Origin of the sequence: Rhodococcus sp. NPDC058521 (assembly GCF_042719695.1) — a bacterium.
Classification (GTDB): Bacteria; Actinomycetota; Actinomycetes; order Mycobacteriales; family Mycobacteriaceae; genus Rhodococcus_F.
The window spans coordinates 88,633-104,085 of record NZ_JBHXNL010000010.1; the positions used below are offsets into that span (position 1 = coordinate 88,633).

Genomic DNA, 15,453 nt, shown 5'->3' on the forward strand with positions numbered 1-15,453 from the left:
CACAGGGGTCAGGATCCAAGGTGGGAGTGTCAGCGTGGACTTCACTCGAGACGAAACTCAGCAGGCCGTGGCGCAAGTCGCCGGTGGCCTGCTGGCCCGTGACCTCGATTCCGATGCTCTCTGGGCGGCCTTCGCGAGCGCAGACCTGCTCACGCTCGCGCTGCCCGAACGTCTCGGCGGCGAGGGGTTGTCGGTGACGGATGTGGGAGCGCTCCTCACCGAAGTAGGACGTAAGGCGGCATCGATCCCCGCGCTTGCAACGTTGGGTTTCGGTGTATTGCCGATCGTCAGCCTCGGCGACGAAGCTCGGCAGGACGCTCTGCTGAGCGGCGTCGCCGAGGGACGAACGTTCACCGCAGCGCTTGCCGAACCGGGCGCACAGTTCCCGGAGCAGCCGTCGACCACCGCCGTTGCCGAAGGCGATCACTACACGATCACCGGGCGTGCGGTGGCCGTTCCGTTCGCGGACAAGGCGCATCGGATTCTGGTGCCCACCGATCAGGGTGTGGTTCTGGTGGATCCGAATGCCGACGGAGTGACACTCACGTCCACGCCGAGTTCTTCGGACACACCGGAGTTCTCAGTGCGATTCGAGGGTGCGCGAGCCGAACTGCTTGCCGGCGGACAGGATGCGGTGCAGACGTTGTATCGCATTGCGCTCGCGAGCATCGGCGCGGTGGCGGACGGTCTGCTCTCCGGCGCAACATCTTTGGCAGCAGAGCACCTGGCAACGCGCCACCAGTTCGGTAAACCGCTCGCATCGTTCCAGGCCGTCGCACAACAGATCGCCGACGTCTACGTCACGTCGCGCACCCTGCACGTGTCGGCGCTGGCTGCGTCGTGGCGGGTGTCGCAGGGGCTCGATGCACGTGACGATCTCGACGTCATGGCCTACTGGATCGCATCGGAGATTCCGGCGGCGATGCAGGTGCTCCATCATCTTCACGGCGGACTCGGAGTAGACGTCACCTACCCCCTGCACCGCTACTACTCGACCGCAAAAGACCTGGCCCGCCTCGTAGGTGGCGCCTCGTTCCGACTCGACCTCGTGGGGGCCCGGTGTTCATCGATCTGACCGACGACCAACGAGAACTTCAGGCGGAGCTACGTCGCTACTTCTCCGGTCTGATCTCGCCCGAAGAGGCCGAGATCATGAAGACGGAACGGCACGGACCCACCTACCGTGAGGTCATCCGGCGCATGGGCAAAGACGGGTGGCTCGGTGTCGGTTGGCCAGTCGAATTCGGTGGCCGCGGCTTCGGTGAGGTCGAACAACAGATCTTCGTCAACGAGGCTGTTCGCGCGGACGTGCCGCTGCCGTCGGTGACACTGCAGACGGTGGGTCCCACCCTCCAGGAGTACGGCACCGAGGAGCAGAAGCGGAAGTTTCTGCCCGCGATCCTGGCCGGCGAGGTGCATTTCGCGATCGGCTACTCGGAACCCGAAGCCGGAACCGACCTCGCCTCGCTCAAGACCACCGCAGTGCGCGATGGTGACGAGTACGTGGTCAACGGGCAGAAGATCTTCACTACGGGCGGGCACGACGCCGACTACCTCTGGCTTGCCGTACGCACTGGAAGTGGTGATTCGCGGCACCGCGGTATCTCGATACTGATCATGGATACCAAGGATCCGGGTTACAGCTGGACACCGATCATCACCTGCGACGGTGCGCATCACGTCAACACCACCTATTACTCGGATGTGCGGGTTCCCGCGAACATGCTTGTGGGTGAGGAGAACAAGGGGTGGAAGCTGATCACCACCCAGCTCAATCACGAGCGCGTCATGTTGGGTCCAGCCGGACGAGTCGGTGGACTCTACGACAAGATTCGTGCGTGGGCCGAGTCGAAGGACCTGCTGGACCGACCGGACGTACGGCGGGTACTGGGTGAGATTCATGCGACCTACCGCCTGAACGAACTGCTCAATTGGCAAGTGGCGTCTGCAGACCCGGAAGCCGTCGATATCGCGGACGCATCGGCAACCAAGGTGTTCGCCACCGAACGCATTCAGCGGGTCGGACGCATAGCAGAGGAAATCGTGGGTCGCTACGGCGATCCCGCGGACCCCGACACGGCCGAGTTGTCCGCCTGGCTCGACATGCAGGTCAAGAGAAACCTCGTCATCACTTTCGGTGGTGGCGTGAACGAGGTCATGCGCGAGCTCATCGCCACAGCAGGCCTGAAGCTGCCCCGAGTTCCTCGATAGGAGAGCCGTGTCGACCTCTGAACAGATCCTGGCCGACGCCGAGAAGTTGCGTGCCGCGGGACCGAGCAAGCCGCGCACGGGGCGCGACCCGGTCAACCTTCCGATGATCCGCAACTGGGTCGAGGCGATCGGCGACGAGAACCCGATCTACGTCGACGAAGACGCCGCCCGAGCGGCCGGTCACGATGGCATCGTTGCGCCACCCGCGATGGCTCAGGTGTGGACGATGCGTGGCCTCGGTGTCAAACGCACGAGCGACGATCCTCTCGGGCGGATGACGGAAATACTCGACGAGGCCGGCTTCACGTCGGTGGTAGCCACGAACTGCGACTCGATCTATCACCGCTACGTGAAGCCGGGAGAAGACATCACCATCACAACGGAGCTCGAAGACGTGGTGGGGCCGAAGAAGACCGGTCTCGGCGAAGGATGGTTCTTCACGACTCGCAACTACTGGCGCGTGGGGGACGAGCTGGTGGCGGAGATGATGTTCCGCATTCTGAAGTTCGTTCCGAAGTCCTCGGGCACGCCAGCAGCCGGAACCGTTCCTGCAGATCTGGACGCCGCGAAGATGCTGCGCCCCAGTGCCTCCCCGGACACCCAATTCTTTTGGGACGGAGTCTCGGCTCACGAACTTCGGATACAGAAGCGGCCGGACGGCACACTGCAGCACCCTCCGGTACCGGCGCTGTGGAAGGACAAGACTGATCGGACCGACTATGTGGTCGCGTCGGGTCGGGGCACGGTTTTCAGCTACGTGGTCCACCACGCGCCGAAGGTTCCCGGTCGATCGCTGCCGTTCGTTGTGGCGCTCGTCGAACTGGATGAGGACGTACGGATGCTGGGTGAGCTTCGTGATGTCGACCCCGCCGAGGTGACGGTGGGTATGCCGGTGCAGGCGACGTATCTGGACTTCCCCGGTGACGACGAAACCGGCAACACCCCATGGACCCTGTACGCGTGGCAGCCGACCCCTGGAGAGAAGGTGCAGGCATGACCGTCTCGACTCCGACGGTGGCCGTCGGCGAAAAACTGCCGGAACTGGCGATCTACGGTGACCCGACCTTCATCGTGTCCTCGGCTATCGCGACTCGCGACTACCAGGACGTTCATCACGATCGCGACCTCGCCCAGAAGAAGGGCTCGAAGGACATCTTCGTCAACATTCTCACCGACACCGGTCTGGTGCAGCGATTCGTCACCGACTGGGCCGGCCCGCGCGCCGTGCTGAGGTCGATCAAGCTGAAGTTGGGTGTGCCCTGGTACGCGTACGACACCTTGACCCTGTCGGGGAGTGTCACGGCAATCGAGGACGAAGTGGTGACGGTGGAAATCGTCGGCAAGGACAACCTCGGGGATCACATCAAGTCCACGGTCACACTGACGTTCAACTCGGAGAACGGAGCCGACGCATGAGCGGGCTGTCGGGGAAGGCGTCGATCGTCGGTATCGGTGCGACGGACTTCTCGAAGGATTCCGGCCGCAGCGAATTGCGTCTTGCGGCGGAGGCGGTCACCGCAGCGCTCGAAGACGCAGGACTGACACCCAGTGACGTCGACGGGCTGACTTCGTTCACCATGGATACGAATACCGAAGTAGCAGTGGCGCGCTCGGTGGGTATCCCGGAATTGAAGTTCTTCAGCCGCATTCACTACGGCGGCGGTGCCGCGTGCGCCACCATCCAGCAGGCCGCGATGGCCGTTGCCACCGGCGTTGCCGACGTAGTGGTCGCGTACCGCGCGTTCAACGAACGATCGGGAATGCGTTTCGGCCAGGTCAACAGCGGGCTGGTCCAGCAGGTGAACTCTTCCGGGACCGACAACGCCTTCTCCTACCCGCATGGGTTGTCCACACCCGCGGCATTCGTCGCGATGGTGGCGCAGCGGTACATGCACGAATACGGCGCCACGAGTGAGGACTTCGGGCGAATCGCGGTCACCGACCGGAAACACGCAGCGAACAATCCGAACGCGTTCTTCTATCAGAAGCCGATAACCCTGGAAGATCACCAGAATTCACGTTTCATCGCCGAACCTCTGCACCTGCTCGACTGCTGCCAGGAATCCGACGGCGGCATCGCAATCGTCGTGACGTCTCCGGAGCGGGCGAAGGACTTGAAGCAGAAGTCCGTGACGATCGCCGCTGCGGCGCAGGGGAGTGGCTGCGACCAATACATCATGACGAGCTACTACCGGCCCGAGCTGGCAGGACTTCCGGAGATGGAGCTGGTCGGGCAGCAATTGTGGCAGCAGGCGGGCCTGCGGCCGGGCGATATGGACATGGCCGTGCTGTACGACCACTTCACCCCGTACGTGCTGATGCAACTCGAGGAACTCGGGTTCTGCGGTCGCGGCGAAGCGAAGGACTTCATTGCGGACGGCGCGATCGAGCTCGGTGGGAAGCTACCTTTGAACACTCATGGTGGCCAGCTCGGCGAGGCCTACATCCACGGTATGAACGGCATCGCCGAAGGCGTCCGTCAGATTCGAGGCACCTCGGTCAACCAGGTGGAGGGTGCGCAGAACGTTCTGGTCACAGCAGGCACTGGCGTCCCGACGTCAGGGTTGGTTCTGACGGCGTAGTTCTAGCCGATTGGGTCCATTCCCGGATCTCACGAGGGTGCGCATCCGGCAAGAGTCGTCGGCACCTCGGCGGTGCTGGTGCGGGTCGACAAATGCGACGATCACTCCATCATTCGCGATGGACGTACTCCACGAGAGAGGCTCTCGAATCGCACCCCTAGACAGGCTCCGCCGACTCGAACTGGATTCGAATCGGTCCAGGATCGTCGAGTCGGAAGTAGAATTTGGCGATGTCCGCACTGTCTCGGCGACGTCTGCTCATCGGCGCTGCGGGGTTGGTCGGGGTGGCCGGGACCGGTTTCCGGACTGCTAACGCTGAATCCGTGTCGACCACTGTGGCAGAACTGCACCCAGCCGACCCTGGTTACGCCGGTTTGGCCCATCGCGGATACAACCCTCGGTTCGTGGCGAACCCAGAGATCGTTTCGGTGCCCACCACCACCGAGGAGGTCGTCGATGCGGTTCAGTCCGCCGTCGACCGCCGATTGCCGATCACTGTCCGCTCGGGCGGTCACTGCGTCGAAGACTTCGTGGACAACCCCGGAACCAAGGTTATCGTCGATCTGAGCCGCCTCATCGGCATAGGCCACGACCCGGCTCATCGAGCCTTCTCGGTGGGCGCCGGCGCTGACCTCGGCACTGTGTACGAGCAACTACACCGCAGATGGGGCGTGACGATCCCCGGCGGGAGCTGTCTCGGTGTCGGTATGGGCGGCCACGCCGCCGGCGGCGGCTTCGGCCCGACGTCGAGATTGTTCGGGTCGGTTGTCGACCACATCTACGGAGTCGAGGTCGTAGTCGTGGATGCCAACGGAAAGGCGACAGCGGTACTCGCCACCCGCGACGGGCCGAACGCGGACCTGTGGTGGGCGCATACGGGCGGCGGAGGCGGAAACTTCGGTGTGGTGACGCGCTACTTGCTCCGCTCGCACGACGTGGATGGGTTCGATCTCGCCCGGATTCTCCCGACCCCGCCGGTTGATCTTCTGACTGCACAGATCATCCTGCCCACCGCAACCGAAGCGTCTTTCGTCCGGTTCGTCGGGAACTACCTACGGTTCTTCGAGCGTAATAGTGAACCAGGTTCACGGTTTTCGAGCCTGTACGTGCAGTTCTTCGCAAGCGCCTACCTTGGCGGTTTCTGTCAGCTCACTCCGCGCCTCGACGCCGACCGACCGGATTCGCGAGCGTTACTCGACGAATTCGTCGCGGCGGTGGTCGAGGGCGTGTGGCCGCCTCCGGTGGTGGCGCCCGCGACGCAGGGGTCGTTCTTGGACGTCTCGATGCAATTGGCGGCGCCCAGAGGCAGGGCGCCCTTCCTTGGCAAGTACAAGAGCGCGAATCTGCGTCAGGCCTACACCGACGAGCAGTTGCGCACTCTGCATCGGTACCTGTCCGATCCCCGCTTCCAGAACCAGAACTCGGGGGTGGAGCTTCTTCCGATCGGCGGCGCGATGAACACCAGAGGTTCCGCCGCGACGGCGATGCCGACCCGAGATTCGTTCATGAAGGCGGTTTTCGTCACCGCTTGGCAGAATCCCGCGGACACGGACGCGCACCTCGCGTGGTCCCGGAACATGTACCGAGACATCTATATCGACACCGGCGGAGTTCCGGTACCGAATCATGCCAACGCAGGAAGCTACATCAACTATCCCGACACCGATCTGCGAAGTTCCCACTGGAATACCTCGTCGGTTGCATGGTCCACCCTGTATTACGGCGACAACTACCCGCGGCTACAGCAGATCAAGGCAACGTGGGATCCCGGGGGCGTTTTCGGGCACTCCTTATCGGTCGAGTTGCCGGATTCCTGACTCTCCTGCATCTGCCAGCACACGACACGAAAGCAGTTGGCACTGGCGATGGACGCGTCAAGGGCTCTGAAGCCAGGAGCGCTGGGTTCGTCTACGCTCGTCCACGTGACAGTTCGTCCCATACTCATCGCGGGTGACCCCAGATTGAGCACTCCCGCGACACCCGTGACCGAGTTCGACGCCGAACTCGCGTCCTTCATCGAGGATCTGTTCGAGACCAACACGGCCGCACCCGGTGCGGGCCTAGCCGCCAACCAGCTCGGTGACCCGCGTGCGGTCTTCGTCTACGACCTAGTGGACGGAGGAACCCGGTATCGCGGACACGTGATCAATCCCGTTCTCGAAACGTCCGAAATTCCGGAGACCATGCCCGACCCCGACGAAGACTCGGAGGGATGCCTGTCGGTTCCCGGTGAGCGTTTCCCCACCGGGCGGGCCGAATGGGCGCGCGTCACCGGTGTGGACTGCAACAACGAGCCTGTGTCGGTGGAGGGAACCGGCTACCTGGCGCGGTGCTTCCAACACGAAGTCGATCACCTCGCCGGCCACCTCTATCTCGACCGACTGATCGGCCGCAACCAGCGGGCGGCACGCAAAATGATCAAGAAGCGCGCATTCATCGAACCCGGTGCTTCGTGGCTTCCCGGTGCGGAAACCGAGCCCGCTTCATGATCAAGGCCTAGGGGACTCAGGTTCCGAGCATGTTCACCGCGTCGACCACGACGAACACCAGCGTCACGAGGATCACGGCGTAGGCGGTCAGCATCACGATCTTGGCGGCATTCTCACTGGTCGAGGGAAATACCTTCGGAAACACGCGCCCGTGAGCGTCGTAGGTGACGTTCTCTGTCGAAGTGGCCACTGGTCGGCCCTCCTCTCATGCAGATCCGACTCGACGCCGTTCGGACCTGGACGACCCGGATCGGGCGCGAATCACACCCCGATTCTAAGCCCGTTTTCGCACATCGGGCCAGGCTGCGGAGAAGCTGCCTGAATTGTCAGGCTTCGTCGTCCGCAGGAAGCTCCCGAACGACTCGGCACGGATTACCCGCAGCGAACACGTTCGCAGGAACATCACGCGTCACTACACTTCCCGCGCCGATGACGCTATCCGCCCCGATCGTCACACCCGGGCACACGATGACGCCACCACCCATCCACACGTTGTCGCCGACGATGATGGGTGCAGCCGACTCCCAGCGCTGCCTACGCGCCTCGTGGTCCTCCATCGGGTGCAAGGCGGTGAGGAGTTGGGCGCGCGGTCCGATGGAAACGTCGTTTCCGATGGTGATCGGTGCACAGTCCAGCAGGATCGCGTCGTAGTTGATGAAGGTGTTGGTTCCGATGTGGATCGAGTACCCGTAATCGCACTCGAACCTGGGCATGACCCGAGAATCGTCGCCGATACTGCCGAGCAGTTCCCGAAGTAGCGCGTGCCGTTCCTCTTCGGCGTCGGGCGCCGTGTCGTTGAAACGGCGAGTGAGCCGACTACAGGCCTGTCGCTCGGCGAGCAGTTCAGGATCACTGTCCGAGTACAGGTCCCCGCGGAGCATCCGGTCCTTCTGTTCGCCCATGCGTTCAGACTCCCAGATAGGCCGCGAGATGCTCGCCGGTGAGGGTGGACCGATCCCCGATCAGATCCGCGGGGGTGCCCTCGAAGACGATCCGGCCACCGTCGTGCCCGGCGCCGGGTCCGAGATCGATGATCCAGTCCGCATGCGCCATGACCGCTTGATGATGCTCCACGACGATCACCGATTTTCCCGAGTCGACGAGTCGGTCGAGCAGGCCCAACAGTTGCTCGACGTCGGCAAGGTGCAACCCCGTTGTCGGCTCGTCCAGGATGTAGGTGCCGCCCTTCTCGGACATGTGTGTCGCCAGCTTCAGGCGCTGCCGCTCACCGCCGGACAGCGTGGTGAGCGGCTGGCCGATACGGAGATAGCCGAGGCCCACGTCGACGAGACGTTCCAGAATCTTGTGCGCTGCCGGAATGCCGGCGTCGCCCTCCCGGAAGAACTCCTCCGCTTCTGCCACCGACATGGCCAGCACCTCGGCGATGTCACGTCCGTCGAAGTGATACTCGAGCACCGCGGCCTGATAGCGCTTGCCCTCGCACTCCTCACACGGCGTGGAGACTCCCGCCATGATTGCCAGGTCCATGTAGATGACCCCGGCCCCCTTGCACGCGGGGCAGGCGCCTTCCGAGTTGGCGCTGAAGAGGGCCGGCTTGACACCGTTGGCCTTGGCGAAGGCCTTGCGAATCGGTTCGAGCAGCCCGGTGTAGGTCGCCGGGTTGCTTCGACGCGATCCACGTATCGCGCCCTGGTCGATCGACACGACGTCGTCCCCTGTGGGGAGCGAACCGTGCACGAGCGAACTCTTCCCTGATCCGGCGACACCGGTCACGACGACCAGAACCCCCAGCGGGATGTCCACGTCCACGTCCTGCAGGTTGTTCTCCGATGCGCCCCTGATCGACAGTTTGCCTGTCGGTGTTCGCACCGAATCCTTCACTGCGGCACGGTCGTCGAAGTGCCGTCCGGTGATCGTGTCTGTTTTGCGAAGTCCCTCGACCGTGCCCTCGAAACAGATGGTCCCGCCTTCCGAGCCCGCCCCTGGCCCGAGGTCGATGACGTGGTCGGCGATGACGATGGTTTCCGGCTTGTGCTCGACGACGAGAACGGTATTGCCCTTGTCGCGAAGTCGGAGGAGTAGATCGTTCATCCGAGCAATGTCGTGCGGGTGGAGACCTGTGGTGGGTTCGTCGAATACGTAGGTGATGTCCGTGAGCGAGGAGTTCAGGTGCCGAATCATCTTGGTGCGCTGCGCTTCACCACCGGAAAGGGTGCCTGCGGGACGCTCGAGGGACAGGTAACCGAGTCCGATTTCCACGAACGAGTCCAAGGTCTGCCGGAGCGTTTCGAGAAGAGGAGCCACCGAAGGCTCGTCGAGGCCTCGAACCCATTCCGCCAGATCGTTGATCTGCATCGCACATGCGTCGGCGATGTTGATGCCGGCGATTTTCGAGGACCGAGCACCTTCGTTGAGTCGGGTCCCACCGCACTCCGGGCACTTGGTGAACGTGATCGCACGCTCGACGAAGGCCCTGATGTGCGGTTGCATCGCGTCGACGTCCTTGGCCAGGAACGACTTCTGGATCTGTGGAATCAGTCCCGAGTAGGTCAGATTGATGCCCTCGACCTTGATCTTGGTCGGTTCGCGGTACAGGAGGTCGTCGAGTTCCTTCTTGGTGTACTTGCGAATCGGCTTGTCCGGATCGAAGTACCCACATCCGCGGTAGATGCGCCCGTACCACCCTTCCATGCTGTATCCGGGAATGGTGAGAGCGCCCTCGTTCAGCGACTTGCTGTCGTCGTAGAGTGCGGTCAGATCGAAGTCGGAGACACTTCCTCGTCCTTCGCAACGGGCGCACATGCCACCGGTGACCTGGAAGTCGCGGCGCTCCTTGACCGTCTTTCCGCCCTTCTCGAACTTCACTGCGCCCGCGCCGCTGACGGACGCGACATTGAAGGAGAACGCCTGAGCGGAGCCGATGTGGGGCTTGCCGAGCCGACTGAACAGAATGCGCAGCATCGCATTCGCATCGGTGGCTGTGCCGACGGTGGAACGCGGGTCGGTGCCCATGCGTTGCTGATCGACGATGATCGCCGTCGTCAGACCTTCGAGTACATCCACATCCGGCCGCGCGAGCGTCGGCATGAAACCCTGCACGAACGCGCTGTACGTCTCGTTGATCATGCGCTGCGACTCGGCGGCAACCGTGCCGAACACGAGGGAACTCTTGCCCGAACCGGACACCCCGGTGAACACCGTGAGGCGACGTTTGGGGATCTCGACAGTGACGTCTTTCAGGTTGTTGACCCGGCCACCCTGAACTCGAATCAGTTCGTGACTGTCCGCAGCGTGCAGCGTGCTCATGGTGTCTCCGTGTCTCGGGCGGGCAGTGTCTCGGGCGGGCGGCCCCGCGCAGGATCTGTTGCATGTGCCGAAGTCGATCTAACCAGTTCGGGGTGACAGCGTCGGTTCGAATGAAAGCGTCGGCTCGATGCGAATGCGGCTCAGTGAGGTTTACCGGAAGTTGCTATCGAATCTCCCAACGCCTGGAACAGGTGGGTGAGTTCCGGCCGAGGCGCGGAGTCGCTGCGCACCACCCCGCAGACGGGGATGCGCAGCAAATTGTCCGCTTCCCGCATGAAGCTCAGCCCGGTGCGTGGGGTGGTGTCCGCAGTGTCTGCGTACAGCACCGTCCAGGCCCTGGGGTTGGTGAGAACGTCCAGCGTCGCGGTGTGGTCGTGCTGGATGGACGGGCCGAGGCGCACGGGACGTCCGGTGCGACCGAAGGCTGTTTCGACCACCGAATGGATCAGTGTCTGGCGACTTCGAGGTGGAAGTAGCAGCGGGTAGGGCGCGAGGTCGGCCAGTTCCACCGTGGCGAATGCGGACAGCGGGTGCTGGTTGGACGTCACGATGACGAGGTCCTCCCGGCCGAGGGGGACGGCCTCGAGACCTGGACGGTCCACCTCACCGCGGATGAGAGCGAGGTCCGCATCACCGGAGGAAACAGCGGTGATTCTGTCGTTGAAGTCCTTTATGACGAACTCGATGTCGACCTGCGGGAACCGGTCTCGGACTCGGGAGATCGCCTCGAGGCTCTGGGTGGCGAAGCTCATGCTCGCCGTGATGCGCAGGCGGTTGCGCGGATCCTGCCCGACGAGAAGGGCGCGAGACTCCAGGTTCATCATCTCGGCTGCGAGAGGGATGAGTCGTTGACCGGCCGAGGTCAGCTTGACCATCCTCGTGGAGCGTTCGAGGAGCTTGGTGCCCAGTTCGTGTTCGAGTTTCGCGATCTGGTGACTGATCGCCGATTGGGAGATGAAGCAGCGTGCGGCCGCCTTCGAGAAGCTCCCCTCCTCGCCCACCGCGAGGAAGTAGCGCAGCTGTCTGAACTCCATCCGCTCATGTTACCCATCGGTATGCCAATTTATGAGCAATCGAGATAACAGAATTGCGATATACGCAGGTCGATGGTGTCGAATCGGGCATCGGCCTACTGTGGAGCTCATACGCAATGACGCGAAAGAAGTTACTGGGAGGTATACGGTGGATCGCACACAGGTCGTCATCGTCGGATCGGGTTTCGGAGCCCTTGCTGCTGCGAAGAAGCTCGGCAAGGCAGGTACACCGTTTGTGCTGATCTCCGAGACCACGGAACACCTGTTCCAGCCCCTGCTCTACCAGGTCGCGACCGGCGTCATCTCGCCCGGCGAGATCGCTCCGTCCGTTCGCGCGATTCTTGCGAAGTATCCCAGCGGTGACGTCCGCCTCGGTCGCGTCGTCGACGTGGACCCGGACGCTCACGAGCTGGTCTACGAGTCGGCCGGTGTATGTCACACCATCGGCTACGAGACGCTGATCGCGGCGACGGGTGCGCGTCAGGCCTACTTCGGTCACGACGAGTTCGCCGAGGTCACCTATGCCCTCAAGACCGTCGAGGACGCCGACCGTCTGCGCCGCCAGATCGTGCGCTGCTTCGAGGAAGCTCACACGACCACCGATCCCGAGCGTCGCCGGAACCTCCTCCACTTCATCGTCATCGGTGCCGGTCCGACCGGCGTCGAGCTGGCTGGGCAGATCAAGGAACTCGCCGGACGCTACTTCGCCGAATCTCTTCGCGACATCACGGCAGATGACGTGACGGTCACACTGGTCGAGGGGGCGAGCGAGGCGCTCCCCGTCTTCGGTGGCAAGCTCAGCAAGTACACCTTCGACTCACTCGAGAAAGCTGGCGTCGAGGTCGTTCTGGGCACGATGGTCACCGACATCGACGAGAGCGGTGCCACATTGTCCTCGCCCGACAACGGCTTCGAGAAACGCCTCACTGCGGAGACCATCATCTGGTCGGCCGGTATCCAGGCCAACGACTTTGCGGCGGTGCTCGCGGACCGCACCGGTTGCGAGACCGGGCGAGGTGGACGTCTCCTCGTCGACGAGGACCTCACCGTGGGCCGCTACGACGACGTCTACGCCGTCGGCGACATGGCATCGTTGCACGATTTTCCGGCACAGTCACCGTTCGCCATGCAGGGTGGTCGCCACGTCGCGGCGATCATCAACGGAAAACGTGACGTCGGCACCCCCTTCTCTTACAAGGACAAGGGCAGCATGGCGATCATCAACCGCTTCCGCGCAATTACCCGTGTCGGCAAGGTCGAGCTGACGGGCCTGATCGCCTGGTTCCTGTGGCTTGCCGTGCACCTCGTCTATCTGGTCGGCTTTCGCAACCGGTACATCGCGGTCATGTCGTGGTGCGGATCGTTTCTCGGGCACCGTCGTCCACACTTCTACTACGCGCAGGATCCGGATTCGGCGAAGGTGGAGCGGGATGGCGAGAAGGAACACGTTGCCGCGTAGGTGCGGCGCGGCCGTGCGTTGCTGCTTCAGACCTCAGGCCATTGGTGCTCGAGCCCGCTGATAATGAAGTTCACCTTGACATCGACTTCCCCACGATCCGACCAACCGTCCCGCGGAAGGAAGCCGGTGGCGTCATCGCCCAACGCTTCGCGCACTCGCTCGAGTCCTGTTGCACCGCTGCGGTCGGTGGCGCGCATGGACTCCACCCCGAGGTGGCAGGCGAATACGGTGTCGCCAAGAAAATCCAGCGCGAACATGGCCTGCCCGTGCGTGATGCCTCGAGCGGTCAAGCTCGACGCATAATCACCGAGAACATCCGTGATCCGCGTGAACGACGGTGCATATGAGTAAACGACGCGATCCAGCCCTCGATATTGCTCGCACATCCGCCAGCATTCTTCGGCCCACAAGTAGAGGGTTTCCTGCCACTCGGCGCCGGGCGCGGGCCGCTGGATCGTCAGCGCGATGGTGTCCAGGCAGGCAACGACGATGTCGTCCCGAGATGGGAACAGCCGGTAGATCGCCGTGGTCACCACGCCGACCCGATCCGCCACTGCTGCAAGCGTGAACCTGTCGATGTCCTCGTCCATCGCCGCCGCGATGACGTCCTCCTTTGTGAAGGCCGGTCTGCGACCGACCTTCTTTCCTGACGCCCACCGTGTATCGCTCATACGAACACGCTAGTGATTGGCCAGTTGCCAGCCCTGGGCACTGTGCAGATGCCGCCAGAAGCGGGTGTAGGTGCCGTCGGCCGCCAAGAGTTCGTCGTGCGTCCCCTCGCCTGCTACGTGGCCGTCACCGTCGAGTTGGATGATGCGGTCCGCCTGGACGATCGTATCCAGCCGATGGGCGATGACGATCAGTGTCGCATGCTGACGTAGTGCCTCGATGGCCGCGACCACGTGGGCCTCGTTCTCCACGTCGAGCGCAGACGTGGCTTCGTCGACCAGAACGATGGGCGCCTGCTTCAACAGCGCCCGGGCGATGGCGACCCGTTGACGTTCGCCGCCGGAAAGCGCTCTACCTCCCTCCCCGACCCGCGAATGCCAGCCGTCGGGTAAGCGCTGCGCAATCTCGGTGACGCCGGCCAGGTCGGCCGCCTGCCGGACCTCTGCCTCGGTGGCGTCGGCGCGGCCCACCGCGATATTGGCCGAGAGAGTGTCGTCGAAGAGGTAGACATCCTGGAACACCATCGAGAGCTGTCCCATGAGCTGTTCGCTCGTCTGGTCGGTGACGGGCACTCCGCCAACCAAGACTCTGCCCTCGTCGGCGTCGTAGAACCGGCTCACGAGGCGGGCGATACTCGTCTTTCCGCTGCCCGAAGGGCCGACCAAGGCAACCATCGAACCGGCTGCAACTTTCAGCGACACCTCCTGCAATGCCGGGTCGGCACCCGGAGCGTATCCGAACGTCACCCGGTCCAACTCGACTGTCCCGGGCGCGGTGAGAACCGCGGGAGTCGCTGGTTCGGGAAGCGGCTCGGCGGTGAGTACCTCGTCCAGGGCGTCGAGCAGAGGGCGGCGTGACTCCAGCGCAATCGCACTTTCTGTAATAGCCGACACCGTCGAGGAGAAGCGCAGCGCCAGGCCGACGAAGGCGAGAGCGGGAATTGGCTCCAGCGTTCCGGTGACGGCCAGCGTCCCGGTGACGCTGATCAGTGCGACGATGACACCTTGGGCGACCATCCCGCTGAGGACCATGCCCGCAGATTCGAACCAGAGGGCGCTCTTCTTTGCGGTGTAGCCCTTCTCGAGCGCGTCGGACAGCGGAGGGAAGTCGTCGCTACGGCCACACGAGCGCAGTACTGCCTGGCACTGTGCGTACTCCACGATTCGGTCGGCCACCACGATCTCTCGGGGTTCGTGGAGCGATCTTCCCTTGCGCATGAGTCCGGTCGACAGCAACGTGACCACCACGAAGATCGGCACCGCGACTGTGAGAATCAGTCCGAGCAGTGGGTTCCAGAACCATGCGGCGACCACGATGACCACAGCGGCGGTGGCCCGGGAGACGAGGGGACCGAACATGTGCGCGAAGATCTCCCCGGCGGACATCAGTTCGGTCGAGATCATCCGGGACAGTTTCCCGGCCAGTGGTCGAGCGAACCACCCCAGCGGTTGCTTCGCTACTCGATCGCCTGCCAGCCGGTGAATGCTGCGAAGGAAGTCCAGAGCGACGGAGTAGTTTTTTCTGGCTTGCGCGTAGTTGACGATGAAACTGGCCACCGCCAGCGCGGCCAGCACCCACATCCATCCCGCCAAACCCAGACCCCAGACTGGCTCGTTCTGTGCCAAGGAACTGATCGCGGGCAGGAGTGCCGCGAGTGCCACGCCCTCGACCAACCCGGCAAGAACGCTGATAGCGAGTGCGGGCTTCATCTCCTCCGGATGCGAAATCATTCGGTTCATCCG

14 protein-coding genes are annotated in these 15,453 nt (G+C 63.2%); 8 read left to right on the forward strand and 6 right to left on the reverse strand.

Annotation, left to right across the window (positions count from 1 at the left end; genetic code table 11):
* Positions 1-34 precede the first annotated feature (34 nt).
* From ACFWO3_RS16100 to ACFWO3_RS16130, 7 genes are all read left to right on the forward strand, one after another.
* Positions 35-1,075, forward strand: coding sequence for an acyl-CoA dehydrogenase family protein (locus tag ACFWO3_RS16100; protein ID WP_378579453.1), 1,041 nt, complete (start codon positions 35-37; stop codon positions 1,073-1,075).
* Positions 1,060-2,211: an acyl-CoA dehydrogenase family protein gene (locus tag ACFWO3_RS16105; protein WP_378579454.1), complete on the forward strand. Its 1,152-nt coding sequence runs from the start codon at positions 1,060-1,062 to the stop codon at positions 2,209-2,211. The genes ACFWO3_RS16100 and ACFWO3_RS16105 overlap by 16 nt, the downstream gene beginning before the upstream one ends.
* Positions 2,212-2,218: 7 nt before the next feature.
* Complete coding sequence (locus ACFWO3_RS16110; protein ID WP_378579456.1) at positions 2,219-3,208, forward strand: bifunctional MaoC family dehydratase N-terminal/OB-fold nucleic acid binding domain-containing protein; 990 nt, start codon at positions 2,219-2,221, stop codon at positions 3,206-3,208.
* Complete coding sequence (locus ACFWO3_RS16115) at positions 3,205-3,627, forward strand: MaoC family dehydratase (RefSeq protein WP_378579457.1); 423 nt, start codon at positions 3,205-3,207, stop codon at positions 3,625-3,627. Before ACFWO3_RS16110 ends, ACFWO3_RS16115 begins: the two co-directional genes overlap by 4 nt.
* A complete protein-coding gene (locus tag ACFWO3_RS16120; RefSeq protein WP_378579458.1) occupies positions 3,624-4,793 on the forward strand; it encodes a lipid-transfer protein in 1,170 nt (389 codons plus the stop codon). Before ACFWO3_RS16115 ends, ACFWO3_RS16120 begins: the two co-directional genes overlap by 4 nt.
* Before the next feature lie 230 nt (positions 4,794-5,023).
* Positions 5,024-6,610, forward strand: coding sequence for an FAD-dependent oxidoreductase (locus ACFWO3_RS16125; RefSeq protein ID WP_378579460.1), 1,587 nt, complete (start codon positions 5,024-5,026; stop codon positions 6,608-6,610).
* Between the two features lie 105 nt (positions 6,611-6,715).
* Complete coding sequence (locus tag ACFWO3_RS16130; protein WP_378579462.1) at positions 6,716-7,282, forward strand: peptide deformylase; 567 nt, start codon at positions 6,716-6,718, stop codon at positions 7,280-7,282.
* Between the two features lie 16 nt (positions 7,283-7,298).
* Here ACFWO3_RS16130 and ACFWO3_RS16135 read toward each other — a convergent pair whose 3' ends face one another.
* The 4 genes from ACFWO3_RS16135 to ACFWO3_RS16150 form a co-directional block, all read right to left on the reverse strand.
* Complete coding sequence (locus ACFWO3_RS16135) at positions 7,299-7,472, reverse strand: hypothetical protein (RefSeq protein WP_378579465.1); 174 nt, start codon at positions 7,470-7,472, stop codon at positions 7,299-7,301.
* 136 nt (positions 7,473-7,608) lie between these two features.
* The gene (locus ACFWO3_RS16140) at positions 7,609-8,184 is read right to left on the reverse strand and encodes a sugar O-acetyltransferase (RefSeq protein WP_378579466.1); all 576 of its coding nucleotides are present in this window, start codon (positions 8,182-8,184) and stop codon (positions 7,609-7,611) included.
* 4 nt (positions 8,185-8,188) lie between these two features.
* On the reverse strand, positions 8,189-10,549 hold the full coding sequence (locus ACFWO3_RS16145) for an ATP-binding cassette domain-containing protein (RefSeq protein ID WP_378579468.1): 2,361 nt from the start codon (positions 10,547-10,549) through the stop codon (positions 8,189-8,191).
* Between the two features lie 140 nt (positions 10,550-10,689).
* Entirely contained in the window at positions 10,690-11,583 is an 894-nt protein-coding gene (locus ACFWO3_RS16150; protein ID WP_378579469.1) for a LysR substrate-binding domain-containing protein, read from the reverse strand.
* 148 nt (positions 11,584-11,731) lie between these two features.
* Between ACFWO3_RS16150 and ACFWO3_RS16155 the strand changes: the two genes are divergently transcribed.
* Entirely contained in the window at positions 11,732-13,042 is a 1,311-nt protein-coding gene (locus ACFWO3_RS16155) for an NAD(P)/FAD-dependent oxidoreductase (RefSeq protein WP_378579471.1), read from the forward strand.
* Between the two features lie 26 nt (positions 13,043-13,068).
* Here the strand turns inward: ACFWO3_RS16155 and ACFWO3_RS16160 are convergent, their stop codons facing one another.
* Both ACFWO3_RS16160 and ACFWO3_RS16165 read right to left on the reverse strand, forming a co-directional pair.
* Positions 13,069-13,713 (reverse strand): TetR/AcrR family transcriptional regulator, encoded by a 645-nt coding sequence (locus tag ACFWO3_RS16160; RefSeq protein ID WP_378579472.1) that lies wholly within the window; start codon positions 13,711-13,713, stop codon positions 13,069-13,071.
* Positions 13,714-13,722: 9 nt separating this feature from the next.
* Entirely contained in the window at positions 13,723-15,450 is a 1,728-nt protein-coding gene (locus ACFWO3_RS16165; protein WP_378579474.1) for an ABC transporter ATP-binding protein, read from the reverse strand.
* Positions 15,451-15,453 lie beyond the last annotated feature (3 nt).

Bases quoted from the DNA above. Each gene is read 5' to 3' on its own strand.
- ACFWO3_RS16115 (WP_378579457.1), top strand. From the start codon at position 3,205: ATGACCGTCTCGACTCCGACGGTGGCCGTCGGCGAAAAACTGCCGGAA.
- ACFWO3_RS16120 (WP_378579458.1), top strand. From the start codon at position 3,624: ATGAGCGGGCTGTCGGGGAAGGCGTCGATCGTCGGTATCGGTGCGACG.
- ACFWO3_RS16165 (WP_378579474.1), bottom strand. From the start codon at position 15,450: ATGAACCGAATGATTTCGCATCCGGAGGAGATGAAGCCCGCACTCGCT.
- ACFWO3_RS16150 (WP_378579469.1), bottom strand. From the start codon at position 11,583: ATGGAGTTCAGACAGCTGCGCTACTTCCTCGCGGTGGGCGAGGAGGGG.
- ACFWO3_RS16160 (WP_378579472.1), bottom strand. From the start codon at position 13,713: ATGAGCGATACACGGTGGGCGTCAGGAAAGAAGGTCGGTCGCAGACCG.
- ACFWO3_RS16140 (WP_378579466.1), bottom strand. From the start codon at position 8,184: ATGGGCGAACAGAAGGACCGGATGCTCCGCGGGGACCTGTACTCGGAC.
- ACFWO3_RS16125 (WP_378579460.1), top strand. From the start codon at position 5,024: ATGTCCGCACTGTCTCGGCGACGTCTGCTCATCGGCGCTGCGGGGTTG.
- ACFWO3_RS16145 (WP_378579468.1), bottom strand. From the start codon at position 10,549: ATGAGCACGCTGCACGCTGCGGACAGTCACGAACTGATTCGAGTTCAG.